This window comes from uncultured Maricaulis sp., assembly GCF_963975345.1.
In the GTDB taxonomy this organism is placed as follows: Bacteria; Pseudomonadota; Alphaproteobacteria; order Caulobacterales; family Maricaulaceae; genus Maricaulis.
Map to the genome: position 1 here is coordinate 1 of NZ_CAXBGE010000001.1, position 22,803 is coordinate 22,803.

Genomic DNA, 22,803 nt, shown 5'->3' on the forward strand with positions numbered 1-22,803 from the left:
GACCTCGATTGATACAATACCGCCAGACCGCACCAGGCTCTCGCCAAGCAATCGCCAACCAAAAGGCTCAACGACCTGCTGAGCAACGTCTTGAGAAACGACAGCTCGGGCGATGGCGCCAGCGACCAGTAGAAACATGCCGTTCGAATATTGGTAATAGTCGTGTGTGAAACGGAGGCTCCAGGGCACGCCATAGAATAGGGCACGCCATAGAACAAAGTGAAGGCACTGAGGGTTGCGGCATGTAATTTCCAGTATCGCCTGTGCGATACAGAGATTGCGGCGAGCAGGATAACGATTGGCGACGATCCGAATAAGTGAGGCAAGGTTCGGCCCCAGATTGCATCCCCGCAAGCGACCTTGTTCATCACCCAATTGATGAACCCAAATTTTCAAGAACGCATGGCGTTGCTGGTCAACGTGACCCCAATTGGGGTCTATTCCTTGAGTGCCTTGGAGAAGTGATACTGGGCGACCAGCGCCACCGCTATACTAAGGGTTCGAAGCGGGGTCGAGTTGCGGCAAATCCATGCTCGCACGGCCCAGTTCCTTGCGGTTAGCACAGAAATTCCGTGCTCGTGAAGTAGTCACAGACCGCCCGGGAGCGCGAAGGGGAAGGTGTCGTGATCTTCATGACGGCAGCTGTGGAGCGCCAGCAAGCAGAGGATTGGCAGTAGGACTGCAGTGGATTCAACTAGGATCGCGCCCGAAAAAAAATGGTAGAGTGGGGTGGTAGCGATGAGGATGAAGACAGGTTGAGTGTCCCGGAGTCGGATCCGCCCGACCGGCGTCTCGATAGGCAAGCCACTCGCCATCTTGTGCCATCCGATAGCAGGATAGGCCATTTTGAGCTGGTCGGAAATCGTAAACCTCGGTGAGGGAGTTAATTTTACCCCAAAACAGCGTCCATAGTGAGGCAATCGGTGCCAAGTCCGTCAATGCAATAATCAAGCGGCGTTCACCGTATGGGCTTTCACGATCCTTCATTGAGACATTCTTGTTCTTCTTGGAATCTCTTAGTTCAAAGTAAATGGAGCTTGTGTTTATCGGACTCAATCGTTCAATATGTGGTTGTCGGGTGCCCGGCCAACGACATATTTGGCTCGGTAGGCGCGGAAATGGAACGTAAATTTTCCATCACTTCGACGCTTGGCGGGGTGATGTCATTTCCGCCGACGCGATATAGGCTGATTACTGGAGCTCCGTTTAAACTGATGCAGGTTCAATCTCTTCGAATTCCCGATATCAAGTTGTTGATTCCGCGTCGATTTACCGATGACCGTGGCTGGTTCAGTGAAAGCTATAATCAGGCGACGATGGCAACCGCCGGTTTCGACCTCGATTTCGTCCAGGACAATCATTCCTACTCGAAGCCGGCCGGCACGGTCCGGGGTTTGCATTACCAGTCTCCACCGTTCGCACAGGATAAACTTGTGCGGGTGCTGCGTGGCCGAATCCTTGATGTAGCCGTTGACGTCAGGGTGGGGTCGCCAACCTATGGCGATTGGTTGTCTGCTGAGCTGACGGCGGGAGGCGGTGAGCAGTTACTGGTGCCCATCGGTTTTCTGCATGGGTTCATCACTCTCGAGGATGACACCGAAGTCGCTTACAAGGTCACTGCGCGCTATTCTGCTGACTGTGACGGGAATGTGCGTTGGGATGATCCGGGGCTCGGGATTGACTGGGGTGAGTTAGCCGATCGCGCGGTGTTATCGGAAAAGGACCTCCGCGCACCAAGTTGGATTGAGTTCGAATCGCCATTCCGGTAGGAAGGCGGGAATAATTTGAAGCCGGGCCGCCATTCGGGGGAAAACTTGGCTGCTGGAGTTGATATGAAAATTCTCGTGACTGGTGGGGCCGGCTTTATCGGCTCTGCGGTTGTTCGTCGGGCAGTTGAGTCTCATGGCATTTCCGTGGTCAACGTCGATTGTCTGACCTACGCGGCCAACTTGGCGAATTTGGACGACGTAAGCGGCTCAGATCTTTATGCGTTCGAACGGGCGGATATCCGGGACGCAGCCGAGATGGCGCGGATATTCCTGGTCCATCAACCGGATGCCGTAATGCACCTCGCTGCGGAGTCCCACGTGGACCGCTCGATCGACGGGCCCGGCGAGTTCATCTCCACAAACATTGAGGGCACCTACGTGCTCTTGCAAGCCGCCCGCGCCTATTTTGAAACCTTGTCGGGAGCTCGTCGGGAGGGATTCCGGTTCCACCATGTGTCCACGGACGAGGTGTATGGCAGCCTAGGTGCAGTCGGGAAGTTCACCGAGGAAACTTCATACAAGCCGAATTCTCCGTATTCAGCCAGCAAGGCAGCGTCCGACATGCTGGTGCGGGCGTGGGGCGAAACCTACCGCCTGCCGATCGTGGTCTCGAATTGCTCGAACAATTATGGCCCGTTCCAATTCCCGGAAAAGCTGATTCCTGTTGTTATCCTGAATGCCCTCGCGGAGCGCCCGATCCCCATTTATGGCGCCGGGACGAATGTCCGTGACTGGTTGTTCGTGGACGACCACGCGGACGCACTGCTGACAATTCTGACGGCCGGCAAATTGGGTGAAACCTACAATGTTGGTGGCAATAACGAAGTGTCCAATATCGACCTTGTCAGAACGCTTTGTGTAATTCTGGACGAGCAGAGGCCGCGGTCGGATGGCAAATACGCCGATCTGATAACGCACGTCACGGATCGTCCTGGTCATGATTTCCGGTATGCGATCGATGCGTCAAAGATTGAGCGTGAGCTGAACTGGGCCCCGTCCGTCACCGTTGAGGAAGGTCTGGCGCAGACAGTGCGTTGGTATCTCGACAATGAGGCTTGGTGGCGCGCGATCCAGTCACGCGGCCAGGTTGGTGAGCGCCTTGGCCTGCGGGACAAGATGATCGCTGAATAAAATGAAACTGCTTCTTATCGGACGAAACGGGCAGCTGGCGACGGAGATTCTGAAGCAGGCTGGACAACATGATGTGACGGTTCACGCCCTGTCTCGCAATGAGCTTGACCTGTCGGAGCCGCAGCGGGTTGTTGAGGTTTTGTCGGCTGTCGGGGACGTCGATATTGTTCTGATTGCCGCAGCGTACACTGCCGTTGACAAGGCGGAGGCCGATCATGAAACGGCCTTTCGGGTCAACGCTGAAAGCGTGCGGGAAATCGGTCGGTTCTGCAATCAGCGGAACCTGCCTCTGATACATGTTTCTACCGATTACGTGTTCGACGGCAGTCGTGAGGGATATGCTTATCAGCCTGGGGATCCTGTCGCGCCAACCGGGGTTTATGGGGCGAGCAAGCTCGCGGGAGAACGCGCCCTTGCAGAGACCCATGCCCAGTCAGTCATTGTTCGGACGTCGTGGATATACTCCCCCCACGGGCATAATTTCGTGAAAACTATGCTGAAGGTCGGAGCCGACCGGGATGAATTGCGAATCGTGAGTGACCAGCATGGCTGTCCCACGTCAGCGGCAGATCTGGCTGCGGCCCTGTTGAGCGTTGCCCGGCGAGTCCTCGAAGACCCGGTGCCGGAGTGCTGGGGCGTTTTCCATTTCTGCGGTGCGGGTGCCACCAGCTGGTTTGGTTTTTCTCGCGAGATATTCGACCTAGCCGCGAGGCGGGGCTTCAACTCACCACGGCTTGTGCCTGTCAGTACAGCGGAGTATCCCACACCGGCCAAGCGCCCGGCCAATTCCGTGCTGGATTGTGCGCGGATCGGCGAGATTTATGGAATTTCGCCTCGCCCGTGGGGTGAGGCGTTGGCGGAAACAATCGAAGTGCTGATGAACTCGGCGCAATTGGAGACATCATGAGAAAAGGTATCATCCTCGCCGGAGGCGCCGGTACGCGGCTGCATCCGTTGACGCGGGTTGTCTCCAAGCAACTGCTCCCCGTTTATGACAAGCCGATGATCTATTACCCGTTGTCGGTGCTGATGCTTGCGGGAATCCGTGAAGTGCTCATCATCACAACACCCGAGGATAGAGCGGCATTTGAGTGTTTGCTCGGCGATGGTTCGCGTCTTGGGATGACTCTTGAATATGCGATTCAACCGGCTCCGGAAGGGCTGGCGCAGGCATTCATCATCGGCGAGAAATTTCTCGATGGTGCGCCGAGCGCCATGATCCTGGGGGATAATATTTTCTACGGGAGCGGGTTTGGGGACACACTCAGGGCGGTGGGGCCGCAGGATGAGGGGGCGACGGTGTTTGGGTATCATGTGCTCGACCCTCATCGGTATGGCATCGTCGAGTTTGACGATGATGGAAAAGTTCTGTCACTTGAGGAAAAGCCTGCAATACCCAAGTCAAACTTCGCGGTAACGGGCTTGTATTTCTATGATGGTGATGCCTCCCGAATGGCTCACAAGGTTCGCCCCTCCGAGCGCGGTGAGTTGGAAATAACGGAACTCAACAATCTGTATCTCGAAGCCGGGCGATTGAATGTGAAATTGCTCAGTCGCGGGTTTACCTGGCTGGATACCGGCACTCATGAATCTTTGATCCAGGCCGGAGAATTCGTCCGCACGCTGGAAGCCCGCCAGGGGCTCCGGGTTGGCTGTATCGAGGAAGTCGCGTTCAGCCGGGGCTGGATCGACCGTGATCAATTGCTTCATCTCGGCGCGGAGTTTCCTAAAAATCCATATTGCCAATATCTTACGCAGCTCGCGCGGCAATCGGACGGCTAGCCCGTCAAGCCGCGTGGCGGCATTTTTCAAGCCGAAATCTTCTGAAAACCTACGTGCGAGACACTCACCCGCGAGATTCAGTGCGGTCGTGGCAGGCCAGCGCGCCTACGCGGTTGTTGGAGCACCAGAAGTAGATCCGGTGTCGCGGCCATTTTCAGAGGGTCGAGCGACAAAGCCCGCGGGGCGCGCCAGCGTTCTGCGGCAAAGCCGCGTGTGCTCACAACGCTATTCGCGGGGCATCCAATGAAGTGAGTGAACGCCCACAGGCGTTAGGGTCGGCATTCAGTGAGACCAGGCGGAAAAATTCAACAACAGGCGTAATCGCACGGGTCAACGTCTTGATGAACGGTGCGAAATGCACCGTCAGAGCACCGGTGCTCGAAAGCTGGAATGTGGCGCCGTCCCTGTGCCGCGTCGGCACCATAGGTCCCATCTCAACGTGGAATGTGGTGGTACATCGAGGCCCTATTGCGGCCTCGGCACGGCGCCGCACGGAGCGGGGCGGCTTCGAGTTGGCGCAAGCCCACAAGAGCCAGTCAGTGCCCGAGATGTGCGCCGGATCGTTATAGATCTGTCGTGAACAGGGTGCCGCTCGACTCAGGAGCGCAGCAGAAGCGGTGGCACAGATTGGCCGCTTGCCTGTATATGGCATTGGCGACTCGACGTGGCGCGACTTTTGCGCTGCGCCGGCGAGAACAGACGGCGGACAGGCGAGGGCGGTAGCATGTGTGGAATTGTCGGAGTTACAGGGCGGGCTGATGCCCTTGCCGTGCTGATGAATGGCCTGCGCCGGTTGGAGTATCGCGGCTATGACAGCGCCGGTGTCGCTCTGATCGATCTTGATGGACGCGTCTCGCGCGCCCGGGCGCCGGGCAAGGTCGCCGCGCTGGAGGCACTGCTTGAGGGCGGCATGGCCGGCTCGCTTGGCATCGCTCATACGCGCTGGGCAACCCATGGCGCACCGACTGAACCAAATGCTCACCCCCATCAATCCGGTCGCGTCAGCTTGGTTCACAACGGGATTATCGAGAATTTCAAACCGCTGCGGGACGAATTAATCGCCGAAGGCCATGTCTTCGCCAGCGAAACTGATACCGAGGTCGTAGCGCATCTGCTCGACCGCGAGATTGAGCGTCGCGGCGATGTCACGGCTGCCTGGCTGGCCGTGCTGGCCAGGCTTGAAGGCGCCTTCGCCCTTGCCGCCGTCATTGCCGGCGAAGACGGTGTTTTGCTCGGCGCCCGGCGCGGGGCACCGCTGGTCGCTGCGGCGGGCGATGGTGTTGGTTATCTCGCTTCCGACATCATGGCGATTGCCGGTGAGGCGCGCTCGATGATCTATCTGGAAGAGGGTGATGCCGCCGTCATCCGCCCCGGAAGTATTGAGGTCTTTGACGTCGCGGGCCAGCTCGTGGCTCGCCCGGTTCAGCCGGCGATCACTTCGGTGGTATTGGCCGAGAAGGGCAATTATCGCCACTTCATGCAGAAGGAAATCTATGAGCAACCGGAAGTCGTCGGCCATACGCTCAGCGGCTATCTCGATGCCGTTGGCGGTCAGGTCCGAGACCGGCCGGGGATTGATTTTGCCGCCGCCTCGCGGCTGCTGATCGTCGGCTGCGGCACCGCGTCCTATGCCGGCCAGATCGCCGAATACTGGTTTGAGGCGCTGGCCGGAATGCCGGTCGAGGTCGATATCGCCTCTGAGTTTCGCTATCGTAAACCGGCCTTTATGCCCAATGACATGGCACTCTTCATCTCCCAGTCGGGCGAGACCGCCGACACGCTCGAAGCGATGCGGATGTGCAAGGCCGCCGGGCTCAAGACCGTCGCCCTGGTCAATTCGCCCCATTCGTCCATGGCGCGCGAAGCCGATATTGTGGCGCCGACCATGGCCGGCCCCGAGATCGGCGTTGCCTCGACCAAGGCCTTTACCTGCCAGCTCGCCTCACTCGCCTCACTCGCCGTGCTCGCCGGCGTCCAGCGCGGCCATATAGATGCCGCCGGACAAGCCGATCACGTTAATCGCCTGATGGGCATTCCCGGGCTGATGGCGCATGCGCTTCGGATCGAAGACCAGATCAACCACCTCGCCGGCGAATTGGCTGGGGCTTCGATCGTGCTCTATCTCGGGCGCAATGAATTCTTTCCGATGGCGATGGAAGGAGCCCTGAAGCTCAAGGAAATCAGCTATATCCATGCTGAAGGTTATGCCGCAGGCGAACTCAAGCACGGTCCGATCGCGCTGATCGAAGAGGACGTCGCCGTGATTGTCATCGCGCCCTACGACCACCTCTTTACAAAGACACGCTCTTCGATCCAGGAAGTCCGCGCGCGCGGTGCACGCGTGATCGCGATTACCGATGATCTGGGTGCTGCCGAACTTGAGGGCGAGGCAAGCGCGATCATCACCCTGCCTCGAGCCGAGGGCCTCGCCGCGCCGCTGGTAGCGGCGGTGGCGGTGCAATTGCTGGCCTATTACGTCGCGGTCCACAAAGGCACAGATGTTGACCAGCCGCGCAATCTGGCGAAGTCAGTGACGGTCGAGTAGGGAAATCCGGGGAATAGCGAAACCTTTCGTGACTTTGTCGGCCCTGAACCCCGGTTTATAGGGCGGGAAGTTTCAACGGCGTGACGCGTTAGCGACCCACGCGTTTTTCAAAATCGGGAAGCCGCATGACCGACATGATCCCCTTCATCGACCTCAAGGCCCAACGCGCCCGCATCGGCGCCCGCATCGACGCAGCCGTCGCCAAGGTATTGGACGAGGGCCGTTATATTCTCGGGCCGGAAGTGACGCAGCTGGAGGCGGATCTGGCGCGCTTCAATGGCGAAGGCCGCGCGCTCTCCTGCGCCAATGGCACCGACGCCATCCTGATCCCGCTTATGGCTTGGGGTATCGGGCCGGGCGATGCCGTTTTCGTGCCGAGCTTCACATTCGCCTCGACCGCTGAAGTTGTCGTGCTGGCGGGGGCTTCGCCGGTCTATGTCGATATCGATCCCGACACCTTCAACATGTCGCCGGTCAGCTTGGCCGCTGCAATCGACGCCGTAAAAGCCAAGGGCGAGCAGAGCCCACGCGCTGTGATCGCCGTCGATCTGTTTGGCCAGCCCGCCGACTACCCTGCGCTGGCGAAAATCACCCGCGCACACGGGATGAAACTCATCGCCGACGGTGCCCAGGGCTTTGGCTGCACGCTCGACGGCCAATCTTCTCTGCACTGGGCCGATGTTCTAACCGTCAGCTTCTATCCGGCCAAGCCGTTGGGCTGCTACGGCGATGGCGGCGCGGTGCTTTGCAAAGACGACACGCTGTACGACCTGATGAAGTCGGTGCGCGTGCACGGCGAAGGCAAGGAACGCTATGAATATGCGCGCATCGGCCTCAACTCCCGCCTCGACACCATCCAGGCTGCGGTGTTGATCGAAAAACTGCGGGTGTTTGGCGATGAAATCAAAATGCGCCAGCGCGTTGCCGATCGCTATGCCGCCGGTTTTGGCAATCAGGTCAAATACCCGCGTGTGCCCGACAATGCCCAATCAACCTGGGCGCAATACACGATCGAGGTCGCAGATCGCGATGGCTTCCGCGCCCATCTGGCTGCGAAGGGCGTGCCGAGCGCGATCTATTACCCGATCCCGCTCCACTTGCATGAGCCCTATGCACCTTACCCAGTTGCCCCGGGCGGGTTGCCCGTCACCGAGGCGGCGGCGCACCGCGTGGTTTCCCTGCCAATGCATCCGGACATGCCCGATGCTGATATCGACCAGGTGATCGAGGCGGTGTTGAGCTATCCGGCGGCCCATGCCTGAGGCGCAGGCCTGGTAAGGCCTGGGATTAATGGCTGTGACGGGTGGTATTTGCGCGTAACCTTCCCTAAATCGCCTTGATGCGGTGCGCGCTTGTTCGTGTGGCGGCATTTGAAGCGTTGCGGCCAGCGAGGACATGATGAGTACGATTCAGGAAAGCGTCCGTGCTTACGCGAAGCGATTTCAGAGTGCGCGCCATCGGGACCGCCCGCTCTCTGCGCATCTCAAGGCGCTTGAATCGGAAAGCATGCACATCATGCGCGAGGTTGCCGCCGAGTTTCAGCGGCCGGTGATGCTGTATTCGGTCGGCAAGGATTCGGCCGTCATGCTGCATCTGGCGATGAAAGCCTTCTACCCTTCGCTGCCGCCCTTTCCCCTGCAACACGTCGACAGCACGTTCAAATTCCGTGACATGATCACCTTCCGCGACGCGATCGCCGCCGAGCTGGGCCTGGAGATTCGCGTCGAGATCAACCAGGACGGTGTCGAGCGCGGCATCAATCCATTCGACCATGGCTCCAACCTGCACACCCAAGTGATGAAGACAGAGGCGTTGCGCAGCGCCATGACCCGACACAAGTACGATGCGGCCTTCGGCGGCGCCCGTCGCGACGAGGAAAAATCGCGCGCCAAGGAGCGGATTTTCTCCTTCCGCGACGGCAATCATGGCTGGGATCCGAAAAACCAGCGACCCGAATTGTGGCGCAACTACAATACCAAGATCAAGCAGGGGGAATCGATCCGCGTCTTCCCGCTCTCCAACTGGACCGAGCTCGATATCTGGCAATATATCCTCGAGGAAGACATTCCGATCGTGCCGCTCTATTTCGCGGCCCACCGGCCGGTCGTCGAGCGCGATGGTCAATTGATCATGGTCGATGATGATCGCCTGCCGCTCGCCGAAGGTGAGACACCGGAGCTTCGTCTCGTTCGCTTCCGCACGCTCGGTTGCTACCCGCTCACCGGGGCCGTTGAATCCGGTGCCACGACGCTCGAGGAAATCGTGATCGAAATGCTCACAGCCCGCACGTCGGAACGGTCGGGTCGGCTTATCGATCATGACGAGTCCGGTTCGATGGAGAAGAAAAAGCGTGAGGGATATTTCTGATGGAGGACATGGACCCGCACGACGCCATCACCGAACGACTGACACAATCAGGCGGGCAGGGTGTGCTGCGCTTTTTGACCTGTGGCTCCGTCGATGACGGTAAATCGACCCTGATCGGCCGCCTGTTATACGATTCCAAACTGCTGTTTGAAGATCAGCTCAGCGTGCTGGCGCGCGACAGCCGCAAACACGGCACCGTCGGCGAGGAAATCGACTTCGCGCTGCTGCTTGATGGTCTGGAGGCGGAGCGCGAGCAGGGCATCACCATCGATGTCGCCTATCGTTATTTCGCGACCGAGAAGCGCAAATTCGTGGTCGCCGACACGCCAGGCCATGAGCAATACACCCGTAATATGGCGACCGGTGCCTCGACCGCCGATGTCGCCGTGATGATGATTGACGCGCGCCGCGGGGTCCTCGTTCAAACCCTGCGCCATACCTATATCGCCCGTATGATGGGCATTCGCCACATCGTTCTGGCCGTCAACAAGATGGACCTTGTCGACCACTCACGCAGCCGCTTCCACGAGATCGTTGCAGAGTATCTCAAGAGCGCTGAAAGCCTCGGTTTCGAAACGATTACGCCAATTCCGATGTCGGCGCGGTTTGGCGAAAACGTTACCCTTCGCAGTGAAAACATGTCGTGGCATGCTGGTCCGACCCTGCTCGAGCATCTGGAAGTTCTGGACGTAGCCGCAGACGTGCAAAGCCAACCATTTCGTATGCCGGTTCAATGGGTTAATCGTCCCAACCTCAATTTTCGCGGCTATTCGGGCATGGTCGTCTCCGGCTCGATCAAGCCCGGAGATGCCGTCATTGTCGCCAAGTCGGGCACGACTGCCAGTGTCAACCGTATCGTCACCGCCGACGGCGATCTCGACGAGGCCATGGCCGGCGATTCCGTCACTCTGGTGCTCGATCACGAGATGGATATTTCCCGCGGCGATGTCCTGTCCTCCGCCGAGGAACGGCCGGAGGTCTCCGACCAGTTTGCGGCCGAAATCCTGTGGATGAACAAGGACGATCTACTGCCTGGCCGCTCCTATCTGCTCAAGATCGGCACCGCGACCACGCCAGCGACGATTTCGTCGCTACGCCATCGCGTCGACGTCAACACCTATGAAAAGCAACCCTGCCGCAAGTTGGAAATGAACGGCATCGGCATGTGCAATGTTTCGACGGCGCAACCGATTGCCTTTGACCCCTATCACAAGATCCGCGATATGGGCGCCTTCATCCTGATCGACCGGTTCACCAACCAGACGGTCGGCGCCGGCATGATCGAATTCGGTCTGCGCCGGGCCTCCAACATTCACCATCATGCGATGACGGTGACGAAGACCGAACGCTCCCAGATCAAGGCACAAAAGCCTGCTATTCTGTGGTTTACGGGTCTGTCGGGCGCGGGGAAATCCACTGTCGCCAATCTGGTTGAGCAAAAGCTGGCCAATGCCGGGCACCACACCTATTCGCTCGATGGCGACAATGTCCGTCACGGCCTCAATCGTGATCTGGGGTTCACCGACGAGGACAGGGTCGAGAATATCCGCCGCATTGGCGAAGTTGGGCGCTTGTTCGTCGAGGCCGGTCTGCTGGTGACCTGCTCCTTCATTTCACCCTTCCAATCGGAACGGCAGATGGTGCGTGAACTGGTTGCCGAGGACGAGTTCCTCGAAGTTTTTGTCGACACGCCGATTGAGGTCTGCATCCAGCGCGACCCGAAAGGGCTCTACAAGAAGGCCAAGGCTGGCCAAATCAAGAATTTCACAGGTTTCGACAGCACCTATGAAGCGCCGGTGAATCCGGAAATGCGCATCGATACAAGTGAAATATCGGCAGAGGATGCGGCCGATCTGGTGGTTGCCTATCTTCGTGAAACCGGCCGACTGGGCTAACTCCCGTCTGTTTTCCCGTTACGGGCGCACGCCCCACGCGACGAAGGCACCATTGAGGAATTCGGTTTCCGTTTTGGCGTAGAGAAATTCCTCTCCGTCTGGCGTCAACACGGCGCCGCCGGCCGCCTTGAGTACCGCATGACCTGCCGCGGTATCCCATTCCCGGGTCGGCCCGAAGCGTGGATAGACGTCGGCCAGGCCTTCGGCGATGAGGCAAAACTTCAAAGAGGATCCGGCTGAGGTGCGCTCGGTGACGCCGACGGCGTCGGCAAAGGCGAGCGTGGCCGCATCAGCATGTGAGCGGCTCATCACGCCCGTCAGCCCGCCTGTGGGCCGCGCGCGGGTGTTGATCGAGGCGAGCTGGTCCGGGCGAATCGCTTCGCCCGCTTTCAGCCTACCGGCCCAAGCCCGCGTCCCACCGAGATAGATTCGCTCACGCGCTGGTGCATAGACGCACCCGGCGGTCGGTACGCGGTTCTCGATCAGTGCAATATTGACGGTGAACTCACCGTTTTTATTGATGAACTCCTTGGTGCCGTCGACGGGATCGACCAGCACGAAAGTTGACCCGACCTCGGGACGGAAGCCCGCAGAGAAGCTTTCCTCAGCCAGCACGGGAATGCCCGGCAGGATTGACTGAAGCCCGGCGAGGATGATTTTTTCCGCCAGCTCGTCGGCATCGGTGACTGGCGATGCGTCGTCCTTGCTGCGGGAGGTGAAGTCCGAATTGTAGATATCCATGATGACGGCGCCCGCGTCGCTGCAGAGACGGCCAAACTCGGAGGCGAGGGCATTTTTGTCTTGAATCAATGACATGGAGGCTCCGGAGCGGGTTGGGATGACAGATCTACCAGTCTGATGTCCTCAGCGAAAGCGCCCGCAAACATCGCGGTGCGGACGCAGTATTTGAGGCGTCGCTTACGAAAATTTCGCTTCAGTTGCATATTTGATGCTTGGCGGGAGTGGGTCGGAATGGATGGGCTGGAGCCCGTCGCGGCTGCTGATCCGCGCCCCGGACGTGCGCCCGCTCAAGCCGTGCTAGCAGTTGGGCGAGACATCCATCGGCGTTAGTTCGACGCGCTCGAGATCGACGGCATTGCGTTCGAAACTCCAGTCCGGCCAGAGCCCGATATAGCCGAAGTCCCACGTGCAGGTCGGTGGATTGATCTCCAGCGTGAACGACTCGAATTCAGAGCCAAGCTCCTCCTGGCGACCGGAGTTTTGCCCGACACCGGGGATGAACAGATTGAGGCGTACCCCCGTAGCGCCGAACTCGTCCGCGCTGCGAACCGTGAAGCGAACCCGCACACGCCGGCCCTGGATCGCGTCCAGTTCGGTTGGCGATAGCGTGAAAAATGCTCCCGCGGATTGGACACCCTCAAATGGTCCGCGCACAGCATTGATGCGTGCGAAAATCTCGTCGCCTTCGCCCAAGACCTGGGCCGACAAGCCATTGCCGACAGTGATCGCATTGAGACTGTCGCCCTGGAACACAATCCCGTCTGTGAGGATTTCTTCGCGGGATCTCAGCGAGTTATCGCCATAGCTCAGGGCGCCTCCAACCATTCCGGCGACGACCAGGGCAGCGAGCGGGTAGAAGGCCCAATCGGGCAGGCTGTACATCGAGTGGTCTGACCTGGTTCAGAGGAAAACGAATTTCACTGTTTGGCGCGGATGCCGGACGGGGTCAACGGCGTGATGCCCGATCCGCGCCCGCTCGTCGCCGCAGCAATTGGTCTGGCTTTGGCCGCAATCGAGTGCGAGAAAACTGGATATTGGTCACAAGAGTCAAGGCGGGAGGCGGAAAAGTTGAGAGCGTACTTGAACTTTGCCCCGACACAGCGGATTTTAGGGACATGACAGTGCGACCCAATTCCGCCGACGATCCCCTGCTGGCGGCCGTAACCCGGCTGAATGGGGCTTTGGCGCGCATTGAAGGCCAGACCAAGAAACTGCGCGGCCGCGTCGAGCGTGCGGAATCCGCCGCAATCGGCGCCCGCGACAGCGATGATGATCGCGCCCGCCTTGCCGACGCTCTCGACACAGCCCGTGCCCGTGAGGCGGCTTTGCAAGAGGTCGCGCAAGCAACATCGGACGCGCTCGACCGGGCGATCGGTGAATTGCGCCTGTATGTAGACGAGGAGGGCTAGGGGCCATGTCCAAGGTAGCGGTCACACTCAATGGTCGGGTCTATTCAATTGGTTGCGAAGAAGGACAGGAAGCCTATTTGCGCGAACTGGCCGGCTATCTCGACGGCAAGGTCACCATCATGGCCAACCAGGTCGGGCAGATCGGCGATTTGCGGCTGGCGGTGATGGCGTCCCTGATCGTGGTCGATGAATTGCGTGATGCCGAGCGCCGGATCGAAACCCTGGAGGCCCAGCTGGCGCAGGTGCGCTCCCAGACCCAGGGCTCTGATAGCGAGTATGGCGAAGAGCGCCAGCATCTCGCCGAACACCTGCTCAAGGCGGCGCAGCGGCTGGAGGCCCTGGCCGCCAGTCTCGACTTCCCCGAGCGCGATCTCGAAGATGGCGAGGCGCCAGTCCCTGAGAAGAAGATCCGATTTGCAGATGCGCGCCCTTGAGCTGAATGCCGTTAGGCCTCACATATGATCCCGGCGGTTATCTGCAGCGTGCGATGGGGCATAAATCCCACGGACCGTACATCACCACGAGGGAGCTGCCTCTGCTAGGGACCCTGGTCCTCTGTAAGCGGCGCCCACCTGCACCGTCGGGTCAGTGGGGATTTACATGCCTTGCCGGCGCAGGTGGAGCCGCCACATGAATTTGCAAGCGCTCAAAGACGAGTTGCGGCGGCGCGCCCTTGTGGCGCGCCAGAGCGCCCATAAGACTGACCCCGATGCCGGCGAGCGGCTGGTGGCACACTTCCCGTTTGAGCTCCTGGCGCCCGGTGCGGTGGTTTCCGGCTATTGGCCTTTGCCTGGCGAGATTGATCCGCGTCCGCTGATGGTCGCGTTGGCGGAGCGCGGCGCACGCCTGGCCCTGCCGGTTATCGTCGCGCCCGGTTCGCCGCTGATCTTCCGCGCTTGGCAGCCCGGCGATGCGCTTGAGCCTCGCGCCTTCGGCCTGATGGAACCGTCGGCCCGCGCGCCGGAACTCGTTCCGGATATTTTGCTGGTGCCTCTGCTCGCCATCGACCCCGACGGCAATCGCCTCGGCTTCGGTAAGGGCTATTACGATCGTACGCTTGCCGGCTTGCGCGCTGCCGCCGCGCCGCTAGCGGTCGGGCTGGCCCATGAGGCGCAAATGGTTGCGGCAGTGCCGGTGGATGAGTTCGATCAGCCGCTGGATTGGGTCGTGACCGGGGCGCGCACCGGTCGCCTTGGGTAATGCTGGCGGCCGGGCGCGATTAATCACCACACCAGTCAGCGCGGGTCCCGCACGCAAATTTTCTTGCACGCAACTCGGGTTTTGATGCACCTTATTTCTCTGAGTTGTTGTTTGCCGGTTCCGGGGGGCGTTGAATATGCGTGGATTTTGGACGTGGCTAATCGGGCTCGCGCTTGCCAGTGTCAGCGCGGCCTCCAGCGCCCAGAACGGTCGTGTCTTCGACGCAGCGATTTCGCCGGATGGATCCAGATTGGCCTATATTCGGGTGCTGGATGATGTGGCGTTCCTTGAAGTCGGGCCCTCCGACGGTACCGGAACGGGTTCTGTGTCGCTGAGACTTGATACGCTCGACATCGCCCGCCGGTTTCGGACCATAGGGGATGAAGGGCCGAGGGCGGTCGAGGAGTCACGCAGTTATGTCGGCGTCAGCTATTTGTCCGATACTCATTTGCTGCTGACGGTAGCAAGCCGGGCCCGGGTCATCCGCTCGGGCGAGCACGATGTTTTTGCGCGGCAGTTTATTTTCGACCTGGAGAATCGGGACGTCGAGCCCTTGTCGGGCAGTTCCCGGGTCGCAGCATTGGCCGTCGAAGCCCCTGATCGTCTCGTCATAATGGAAGCGTACCGGGAAAACACCAATCCGTATGTGGGTGATGTGCTTTACGATATGGGAAGCGATATGCGCCCGGAATATCTGATCCGCTATACGGATGCCAATGTGTCCCTTGATGGCCGATATGTACCCCCACCCGGCCCAACCCCGGCCAGCTATGGCTCGTCTGTGGGCTTTGACACGCTCGGCCGGGCAATCCTCGGGTTGAGCATCTATAATGGCCGGACCATTTGGACCCGATCTGATGACCAGACTTGGCATCGGGTCTATCTTGATCTCGGAGACGAGTGGGACGCGGCTGGTTTCGAGCCGGACCGGGGTTACCGCAAATGGTCGGTGGTGCGCGGTACCACGGCCGGTTTGGATTATTCCGGCGAGACGGTGACCCTTGCGGACGCGGTTGGCGAGGATGGTCTGATCATTCATCGCCTAGATCTCACGAGCGGCGAGATCGGCCGGCCGCTGTTCGAAGGCGCCAAGGTGGATTTCGATGGCTTCCTGCTCGACTGGCGCACCAGCCGCGTGGTTGGCCTGCGCTGGCTGGGCGCGGGGGGTGGCGATTGGTATTGGGCCGAGGATTTCAACCAATTGGCAAACGAGCTCGAAGCACTTCGGCACCAGCTTCCGTTTGAAATGATCGACTGGGACCAGGACCTCTCCCACATCATATTGCGCGTCAGATCCGATGGCGGCGAGGATGCCTTCTGGGTATACCAGCGCGCAAACGCATCGCTGACACCGATTTCGGGATGACAATGCGTTTTGATTTTGAGCTTGTGGTTGGCGGTGGAGCAATGCGACTTACCCCCACCCTCCGAAAATGATCCCACGTCATCCTGACGCAAGTCAGGACCTAGACGTGACAAGTGCGGAGCCTGTGAAATCGAGGTCCTGACTGGCGTCAGGATGACGGATTTTAGGCCAACTTATCCCCACCCCCCAAGCCTGCGCGTATGCTTCAGCTGTTCCGGTCGCACGGGAGGCGTGAGCTCAGTCATTCGCGGCGCTCGGAAGCGTGGAGCTCATCCGCACGAAGGTTTGACAGCCCAAGTTCCGGTGAGGCCATGATTGGGGAAGAGCGGCATCAGGGCTCGACCGTGCGTCCCCGGTCATTTCGAGGCAGGGCCCGCAAGGGGCCTGAACAAATCTCCACGTGTGGGACGTCCCGGATGTCACACTCAACTACACCATCAACTCCGGCATCCGCCGGCGTCCCACACACCTCCCACCCGGGAGGGCCACTTATCCCTCCAGCCGCTCGCGGCGTGGAGATTTTGGTGTGGCTCACCTGCGCCCCAGCTCCTGGGCCAGCAGGTCGAACACCAGTCTGATGCGCCTGCTGGTGTGCAGCTCGCGATGGGTGACGAGCCAGATCGGGACCGGGATTGGCGGCAGGCTGGGCAGGGCGCGTTCCAGTTCGGGGTGGAGGGCGGCCATGTCCTCGGTCAGCATGCCGATTCCGAGACCCTGACGGATCAATTCAACCATCACCGTGTCGCTGCCGGTATTGAGCTTGAAATTGCGCAGGGTGAGCGAGAGGCCGAGATCATTGAGGTAGGGCAGGAAGCGCTCATTCTGGTCGAAGCCGATAAAGTCATAACCGGTGAGATCGGCGGCCGATTGCGGGCGGCCATGGCGGTTGAGAAAAGTGGTGCTGGCGTAGAACCAGGCCCGCGTCTCGCGCAACAGCTTGCCGATCAGCTCCGGTTGTTCCGGGCGGGCATGTCGGATCGCGATGTCGGCCTCGCGCAGGGTCAGGTCGCGCACCTCGTTGGAGGCGATGATTTCCAGTTCGATCTCCGGCGCTAGCTGGCGCAACTTGGCCACGACCGGCGGCAGGAATTGCGTCGCCATACTATTGGTGGCGGTGAGGGAGACGCGGCCGGCGATCTGCAGCGATTGCCCCGAAGCCGTCAGCGAGATGCGTGTCGCGGCCTCGGCCATAGCCCGCACCGGCTCGAGCAGGGCGCGGCCCGGCTCGGTCAGCACCATGGCGCGATGGCCGCGCTCGAACAGGGTGATGCCGAGCTCGCCTTCAAGGGCGGAAATCTGGCGGCTCAAGGTCGGCTGGGTTTGGCCGAGGGCGCGGGCCGCAGCCGAAAACGAGCCCTCCTCGACGGTGGCGAGGAAGGCGCGGATCTGATTCCAGTCGAAGGCGATGGCGGGCCAATTCATCGTTTTGTGTATAGCAGCATCGCATTATTCGGCAATGTACCTTCGGTTTTTGTATGGATAGACAGGTTTCAACAATCAGATTGGCGGCCGTAACCCGGCGCAGCGCCGGAAAAGGTGAAACCGATGAGTTCTCAATCCAAAGCCCTCAGCAAGGACCAGCGTTTTTGGGACCGTCTGGCGGCGAAATATGCCAACAACCCGATCAGCGATGAGGCGGCCTACCAGACCAAGCTCGAGATCACGCGTCGCCATTTCAGCCCCGAGATGGAGGTGCTGGAATTTGGCTGTGGCACCGGCATGACGGCGGTCAGCCATGCGCCCTTTGTGAAACACATCCACGCCACCGACCTGTCCGGCGAAATGCTTGAGATTGCCCGGGGGCGGGCGGTCGAGGCGAAGGTCGAGAATATCAGTTTCGAACGGGTCGGGTTTGACGATATCGAGGCGGCGCCGGAGCGCTACGCCGCCGTGCTCGGGCTGAGCATTCTACATTTGCTGGAGGACCGTGACGCGGCGATCGCCCGTGTCTACGCGCTGGTCAAACCCGGCGGTGTCTTCATCTCCAGCACGGCCTGCCTGGGCGAGAAGCTGTGGTTTTTCGGCCTGATCGCACCAATCGGACGCTTCTTCGGCCTGTTCCCGATGCTGCGCATTTTCACGGCGGCGCAATTGGTGAAAAGCCTGCAGCAGGCCGGTTTCGAGATCGAGCATCAATGGCGACCGGACAAGGCTGTCGCGGTTTTCATCGTCGCCCGCAAGCCAGCGAACTGAGCCGCTGCCGCATCACCCGGTGCAAGCGCGCGCCGAACGTCCTATATGAAAACTCCAACCTTGCCGCATCCCCCAGATCGATCCATGGAGACCCCCTTGGCCGAGACATCGCAGACTGCTGAACATCGCGCCGATACCGACCGGGGCTCCAGCTTCGCCTCCGAAATGGAACGCGATGCGACGCATCGGGCCAAGGCGCGCAGCGCCAAGCCCCTGCGGCGGCTCTTGCCTTATGTGCTGGCCTATCCCGGTCTGCTGGCGGCCTTCACCCTGTTTCTGGTGCTCGCCTCCAGCTTGACGCTTATCCTGCCCGGCGCCTTCCGGCTGGTGGTTGATTGCGGCTTTGCCGGCGCGTCCGATTCGGCGATGTGCAGCGCGTTTTCGGTCGGTTCGGGACTGTCGGCCTATTTCCTGGTCGGGATCGCGGTTGCGGCGCTGCTCGGATTGGCCAGTGCGATGCGCTTCTATTTCATCAGCCGTCTGGGCGAGCGGGTCGTGGCCGATCTGCGGCGCAATGTGTTCGATCATCTGCTCTCACTCAGCCCGACATTTTACGCCACCACCCGTACCGGCGAAGTGCTCTCCCGCCTGACGACCGATACGACGCTGATCCAGACCGTAGTCGGCTCCTCGGTCTCCGTCGCACTGCGCACGGTCGCGACCACGACCGGGGCGCTGATCCTGATGGTCGTCGTCAACTGGCAGCTCGCTTTGATGGTGTTGGCGCTGGGGCCGGTGATTATCGGACCGATCCTGTTGTTCGGACGCCGGGTGCAGCGCCTGTCGCGCTCAAGCCAGGACAATCTCGCTGATGCCTCGGCTCGCGCCAGCGAAAGCCTGCAGGCGATTGAGACCGTGCAGGCCTTCACTCGCGAACCGGAGGAGCGGAGCCGTTTTGCCGAGGCGGTTGAGACCACCTTCAAGGTCTCGCTCGCCCGCATCGAGGTGCGCGCCTATATGACGGCGATCATCTTTACGGTGATCCTGTCGGGCCTGATCGCGGTGTTGTGGTTTGGCGCCATCCAGGTCCAGTCGGGCGGCATCACGCCGGGCGCGATGACCCAGTTTGTGATGTATGCCTTCGTCGCCGTCAGCGGCGTCGGCATGCTGACCGAGACCTATACCGAAGTGATGCGCGCCGCCGGTGCGACCGAGCGCCTGATGGAATTGCTCGCCGCCAAGCCCGATATCGCTGTGCCGGATGAGCCGCAGCACCTTACCGCACCCGTGCGCGGCGAGATCGGCTTCGAGGCTGTCTCCTTTGCTTATCCAACGCGTCCGGAAACTCTGGCGCTGGAGGAGATTTCCCTGACCGTGAAGCCGGGCCAGACCGTCGCCCTGGTCGGGCCGTCCGGTGCCGGCAAGAGCACCATGTTCCAGCTTCTGCTGCGACTTTATGATCCGGCGTCGGGCCAGCTGCGCGTTGATGGGGTCGATATCAGCCAGCTCGACCCGACCGAGCTGCGCAATGCGATGTCGATCGTGCAGCAGAATGCGCCGCTATTCGGTGGTTCAGTCGCCGACAATATCCGCTTCGGTCGGGCCGGCGCGACGCTGGACGAGGTGATTGCGGCCGCCAAGGCCGCCAATGCCGACGACTTCATCATGGCGTTGCCGGAGGGCTATGAGACTCAGCTCGGCGAGAATGCCCGCACCCTGTCCGGCGGCCAGCGCCAGCGCCTCGCGATTGCCCGGGCGATCCTGCGCGATGCGCCGATCCTGCTGCTGGACGAAGCCACCAGTGCGCTGGATTCCGAAAGCGAGCTGGTGATCCAGACCGCGTTTGAAGCCCTGTCGCGTAACCGCACGACGATCGTCATCGCCCACCGTCTGGCGACGGTGCGCAAGGCGGATTTCATCGTGGTGCTTGAGGGCGGCCGCATTATCGACCAGGGCACGCACACCGAATTGCTCGCGCGTGGCGGGCTTTATGCACGCTATATCGAGCTACAATTCACCGTGCCCGAGGACGATGAAGTCCTCGCCGACGCCTGATCAATTTTCCGGTGGGTCGAACACGACGGCGAAGCCGTTATCCATCAGCTTGACGACGCTTCCGGTCAGCGCACCGATCCGGACCGGCTCGCCGACTTCCACTGCTCGGGCGCAGCGAAAGGTCGCGCCGGAGAGGGTCAGCTCGGTGATCTCGGCCTCGATCCGGCCGCCATCGGAAAACTCGACCGGGTCGCAAACATCGACCGGATCGCTGCCGGCACCGCGACGGTCTGCGAGACCGAGCCGCGATTTGTTGAAATTCCAGGCGATCGAGGCCGCCATCCGTTCGCGCTCGGCTGAGCAGTGAGTGAATTGCACCGAAAATTCCTCAACCGAGGCCCGCACCACCCTGCCGGTCAGGCAGCCGAGGCTGGAAATCTTCATGATGACTTCGGCGTCGAGCGTCGGAATGTCAGCCGCCAGCAGGCGCGCCCCGCCTGGCGAGACATCGGCGACCATCAGGGCCATCTCAGCGTCGCGGGCTCCGGTGCGGTAGCTGCCATGCAGGCGGAGCGGCGTGCGCTCGTGCGAACGGCGGGAAAGGTTGACGCCAGCGGGGAGGGCATCGCCGCTGGTCTGAGCGGTTTGATTGCAATTTGCGGTCACGGCACAAAACTCCCAATTGCCGGGAGATGATGTTGGGTCCAAATATCTCTATAAACTCTAAACAGGCATAATTTCTCTATGCAACCAAATGGCCGCGTAGCGTGATCAGCCGTTGACCGGCGGTGGCTAGAACAAGCCCACGACATTGCCATCAGAATCCAGCCCGATGCTCTCCGCCGAAGGCACTCGCGGCAGGCCGGGCATGGTCATGATCTGACCGCAGATCACGACAATGAAGCCGGCCCCGGCGGCGAGACGCACTTCGCGGATCGACAGGGTATGGCCATCGGGCGCGCCGCGCCGTTCCGGGTCGGTGGTGAAACTGTATTGGGTCTTGGCCATGCAGACCGGCAAATGCCCGAAACCGGCCGCTTCCCAGGCGCTCAACTGGTCGCGCACCGCCTTGTCGGCGCTGACGCCGTCGGCGCGGTAGATCTCGTGCGCAATCGTTTCGATCTTTTCGAACAGGGGCATGTCATCAGGATAGATCGGCTTGAAGCTGGCACTGCCGCCCTCAACCAGCTTGACTACTTTGGCCGCGAGTTCTTCGGCACCGGCTCCGCCATCGGCCCAGTGGCGGCAGACGATGGCCTTGCGGCCCAGCCGCGCGACATAGGCTTTGACGGCTTCAATTTCGGCCTCGGTGTCGGCGGTGAAATGATTGATCGCAACGACTGCCGGGACACCGAATTTGGCAAGGTTTTCCAGATGCCGGCCCAGATTGGCGCAACCCTCTTGGACGGCGGCGACATTCTCGGTTCCAAGACCGTCCTTCGCGACGCCGCCATTCATTTTCAGCGCCCGGATCGTGGCGACAAGCACCACGGCTTTGGGCTTGAGCCCCGCTTTGCGGCATTTGATGTCGAAGAATTTCTCGGCCCCGAGATCGGCACCGAAACCGGCCTCGGTGACGACGTAATCGGCCAGCTTCAGCGCCGAGCGGGTCGCGATGACCGAATTGCAGCCATGGGCGATATTGGCAAACGGGCCGCCATGGATGAAGGCGGGGTTATTCTCCAGCGTCTGCACCAGATTGGGCTGCATCGCGGTTTTCAGCAGCACCGTCATCGCGCCATCGGCCTTCAATTCGCGGCAGGTGATGGCGCTCTTGTCACGACGGTAGGCGACAATGATATCGCCGAGCCGGCGTTGCAGATCCTCCAGATCCTTGGCCAGGCATAAAATGGCCATCACCTCGGAGGCGACGGTGATGTCAAAGCCGGACTCGCCAGGAAAGCCATTGGTCGCGCCGCCGAGCGAGGTGGTGATCTGGCGCAAGGCGCGATCATTCATGTCGACGACGCGGCGCCAGACGATGCGTCGCTGATCGATCTCGAGCGCATTGCCCCAATAGATATGGTTCTCGATCATCGCCGACAGCAAATTATTCGCCGAGGTGATGGCGTGGAAATCGCCGGTGAAGTGGAGATTGATATCCTCCATTGGCACGACCTGGGCATGGCCGCCGCCTGCCGCGCCGCCCTTCATGCCGAAGCACGGTCCCAGGGAAGGTTCGCGGATACAGATCGCCGCTTTCTTGCCGATCCGGTTGAGCGCATCGCCGAGCCCGACCGTGGTCGTGGTCTTGCCCTCGCCCGCCGGGGTTGGATTGATCGCGGTGACCAGGATGAGATGCCCGTCGGGCTTGCCCTCGAGACTGGCGAGGAAGGGCGCTGTCAGCTTGGCCTTGTCGGTGCCGTACTGGGCGATGGCATCGACGGGAATGTCGAGACGGGCTGCGATTTCGGCGATTGGCAGCACGCTTGCCGCACGGGCGACTTCAATATCGGTTTTCATGGTCGGC

The 22,803-nt window shown here is 60.6% G+C and carries 20 protein-coding genes; 14 read left to right on the plus strand and 6 right to left on the minus strand.

Annotation, left to right across the window (positions count from 1 at the left end; all coding sequences use genetic code 11):
• Positions 1 to 375, minus strand: a 375-nt coding sequence (locus AAC029_RS00005) for a hypothetical protein (protein ID WP_339742469.1), incomplete at its 3' end; no start/stop codon positions are given.
• Between the two features lie 743 nt (positions 376 to 1,118).
• Here AAC029_RS00005 and rfbC point away from each other — a divergent pair.
• From rfbC to cysN, 8 genes are all read left to right on the plus strand, one after another.
• Positions 1,119 to 1,769, plus strand: a complete 651-nt coding sequence (gene rfbC / locus AAC029_RS00010) for a dTDP-4-dehydrorhamnose 3,5-epimerase (RefSeq protein ID WP_339742472.1) — start codon at positions 1,119 to 1,121, stop codon at positions 1,767 to 1,769.
• Positions 1,770 to 1,832: 63 nt separating this feature from the next.
• Positions 1,833 to 2,900 carry a dTDP-glucose 4,6-dehydratase gene (rfbB, locus tag AAC029_RS00015; protein ID WP_339742475.1) on the plus strand — a complete coding sequence of 356 codons (1,068 nt, stop codon included), beginning with the start codon at positions 1,833 to 1,835 and terminating at the stop codon, positions 2,898 to 2,900.
• A 1-nt stretch (position 2,901) separates the two neighbouring features.
• Positions 2,902 to 3,807 (plus strand): dTDP-4-dehydrorhamnose reductase, encoded by a 906-nt coding sequence (rfbD, locus tag AAC029_RS00020; RefSeq protein ID WP_339742477.1) that lies wholly within the window; start codon positions 2,902 to 2,904, stop codon positions 3,805 to 3,807.
• The gene (gene rfbA / locus AAC029_RS00025; protein WP_339742479.1) at positions 3,804 to 4,682 is read left to right on the plus strand and encodes a glucose-1-phosphate thymidylyltransferase RfbA; all 879 of its coding nucleotides are present in this window, start codon (positions 3,804 to 3,806) and stop codon (positions 4,680 to 4,682) included. The genes rfbD and rfbA overlap by 4 nt, the downstream gene beginning before the upstream one ends.
• 724 nt (positions 4,683 to 5,406) lie before the next feature.
• Positions 5,407 to 7,227 carry a glutamine--fructose-6-phosphate transaminase (isomerizing) gene (glmS, locus tag AAC029_RS00030; protein WP_339742481.1) on the plus strand — a complete coding sequence of 607 codons (1,821 nt, stop codon included), beginning with the start codon at positions 5,407 to 5,409 and terminating at the stop codon, positions 7,225 to 7,227.
• Positions 7,228 to 7,352: 125 nt separating this feature from the next.
• Positions 7,353 to 8,489: a DegT/DnrJ/EryC1/StrS aminotransferase family protein gene (locus tag AAC029_RS00035; protein WP_339742484.1), complete on the plus strand. Its 1,137-nt coding sequence runs from the start codon at positions 7,353 to 7,355 to the stop codon at positions 8,487 to 8,489.
• A 136-nt stretch (positions 8,490 to 8,625) separates the two neighbouring features.
• Positions 8,626 to 9,594, plus strand: a complete 969-nt coding sequence (cysD, locus tag AAC029_RS00040) for a sulfate adenylyltransferase subunit CysD (RefSeq protein WP_339743271.1) — start codon at positions 8,626 to 8,628, stop codon at positions 9,592 to 9,594.
• Positions 9,594 to 11,489: a sulfate adenylyltransferase subunit CysN gene (gene cysN / locus AAC029_RS00045; RefSeq protein WP_339742486.1), complete on the plus strand. Its 1,896-nt coding sequence runs from the start codon at positions 9,594 to 9,596 to the stop codon at positions 11,487 to 11,489. The genes cysD and cysN overlap by 1 nt, the downstream gene beginning before the upstream one ends.
• 18 nt (positions 11,490 to 11,507) lie before the next feature.
• Here the strand turns inward: cysN and cysQ are convergent, their stop codons facing one another.
• Positions 11,508 to 12,305, minus strand: a complete 798-nt coding sequence (cysQ, locus tag AAC029_RS00050) for a 3'(2'),5'-bisphosphate nucleotidase CysQ (RefSeq protein WP_339742488.1) — start codon at positions 12,303 to 12,305, stop codon at positions 11,508 to 11,510.
• A 222-nt stretch (positions 12,306 to 12,527) separates the two neighbouring features.
• Positions 12,528 to 13,112, minus strand: coding sequence for a hypothetical protein (locus tag AAC029_RS00055; RefSeq protein WP_339742491.1), 585 nt, complete (start codon positions 13,110 to 13,112; stop codon positions 12,528 to 12,530).
• Positions 13,113 to 13,345: 233 nt separating this feature from the next.
• Between AAC029_RS00055 and AAC029_RS00060 the strand changes: the two genes are divergently transcribed.
• From AAC029_RS00060 to AAC029_RS00075, 4 genes are all read left to right on the plus strand, one after another.
• Complete coding sequence (locus AAC029_RS00060; RefSeq protein WP_339742493.1) at positions 13,346 to 13,639, plus strand: DUF4164 family protein; 294 nt, start codon at positions 13,346 to 13,348, stop codon at positions 13,637 to 13,639.
• Positions 13,640 to 13,644: 5 nt separating this feature from the next.
• Positions 13,645 to 14,073: a cell division protein ZapA gene (locus tag AAC029_RS00065; RefSeq protein ID WP_339742495.1), complete on the plus strand. Its 429-nt coding sequence runs from the start codon at positions 13,645 to 13,647 to the stop codon at positions 14,071 to 14,073.
• A gap of 196 nt (positions 14,074 to 14,269) precedes the next feature.
• On the plus strand, positions 14,270 to 14,839 hold the full coding sequence (locus tag AAC029_RS00070; protein WP_339742498.1) for a 5-formyltetrahydrofolate cyclo-ligase: 570 nt from the start codon (positions 14,270 to 14,272) through the stop codon (positions 14,837 to 14,839).
• A 136-nt stretch (positions 14,840 to 14,975) separates the two neighbouring features.
• The gene (locus tag AAC029_RS00075) at positions 14,976 to 16,205 is read left to right on the plus strand and encodes a hypothetical protein (protein WP_339742501.1); all 1,230 of its coding nucleotides are present in this window, start codon (positions 14,976 to 14,978) and stop codon (positions 16,203 to 16,205) included.
• A 531-nt stretch (positions 16,206 to 16,736) separates the two neighbouring features.
• Here AAC029_RS00075 and AAC029_RS00080 read toward each other — a convergent pair.
• Entirely contained in the window at positions 16,737 to 17,627 is an 891-nt protein-coding gene (locus AAC029_RS00080) for a LysR family transcriptional regulator (protein WP_339742503.1), read from the minus strand.
• Positions 17,628 to 17,750: 123 nt separating this feature from the next.
• Here AAC029_RS00080 and AAC029_RS00085 point away from each other — a divergent pair, with 123 nt between their 5' ends.
• Complete coding sequence (locus AAC029_RS00085; protein WP_339742505.1) at positions 17,751 to 18,398, plus strand: class I SAM-dependent methyltransferase; 648 nt, start codon at positions 17,751 to 17,753, stop codon at positions 18,396 to 18,398.
• Between the two features lie 96 nt (positions 18,399 to 18,494).
• Complete coding sequence (locus AAC029_RS00090; RefSeq protein ID WP_339742507.1) at positions 18,495 to 20,393, plus strand: ABC transporter transmembrane domain-containing protein; 1,899 nt, start codon at positions 18,495 to 18,497, stop codon at positions 20,391 to 20,393.
• Here AAC029_RS00090 and AAC029_RS00095 read toward each other — a convergent pair whose 3' ends face one another.
• A complete protein-coding gene (locus AAC029_RS00095; protein ID WP_339742509.1) occupies positions 20,394 to 20,999 on the minus strand; it encodes a PilZ domain-containing protein in 606 nt (201 codons plus the stop codon).
• Positions 21,000 to 21,125: 126 nt separating this feature from the next.
• Entirely contained in the window at positions 21,126 to 22,796 is a 1,671-nt protein-coding gene (locus AAC029_RS00100) for a formate--tetrahydrofolate ligase (protein ID WP_339742511.1), read from the minus strand.
• Positions 22,797 to 22,803 lie beyond the last annotated feature (7 nt).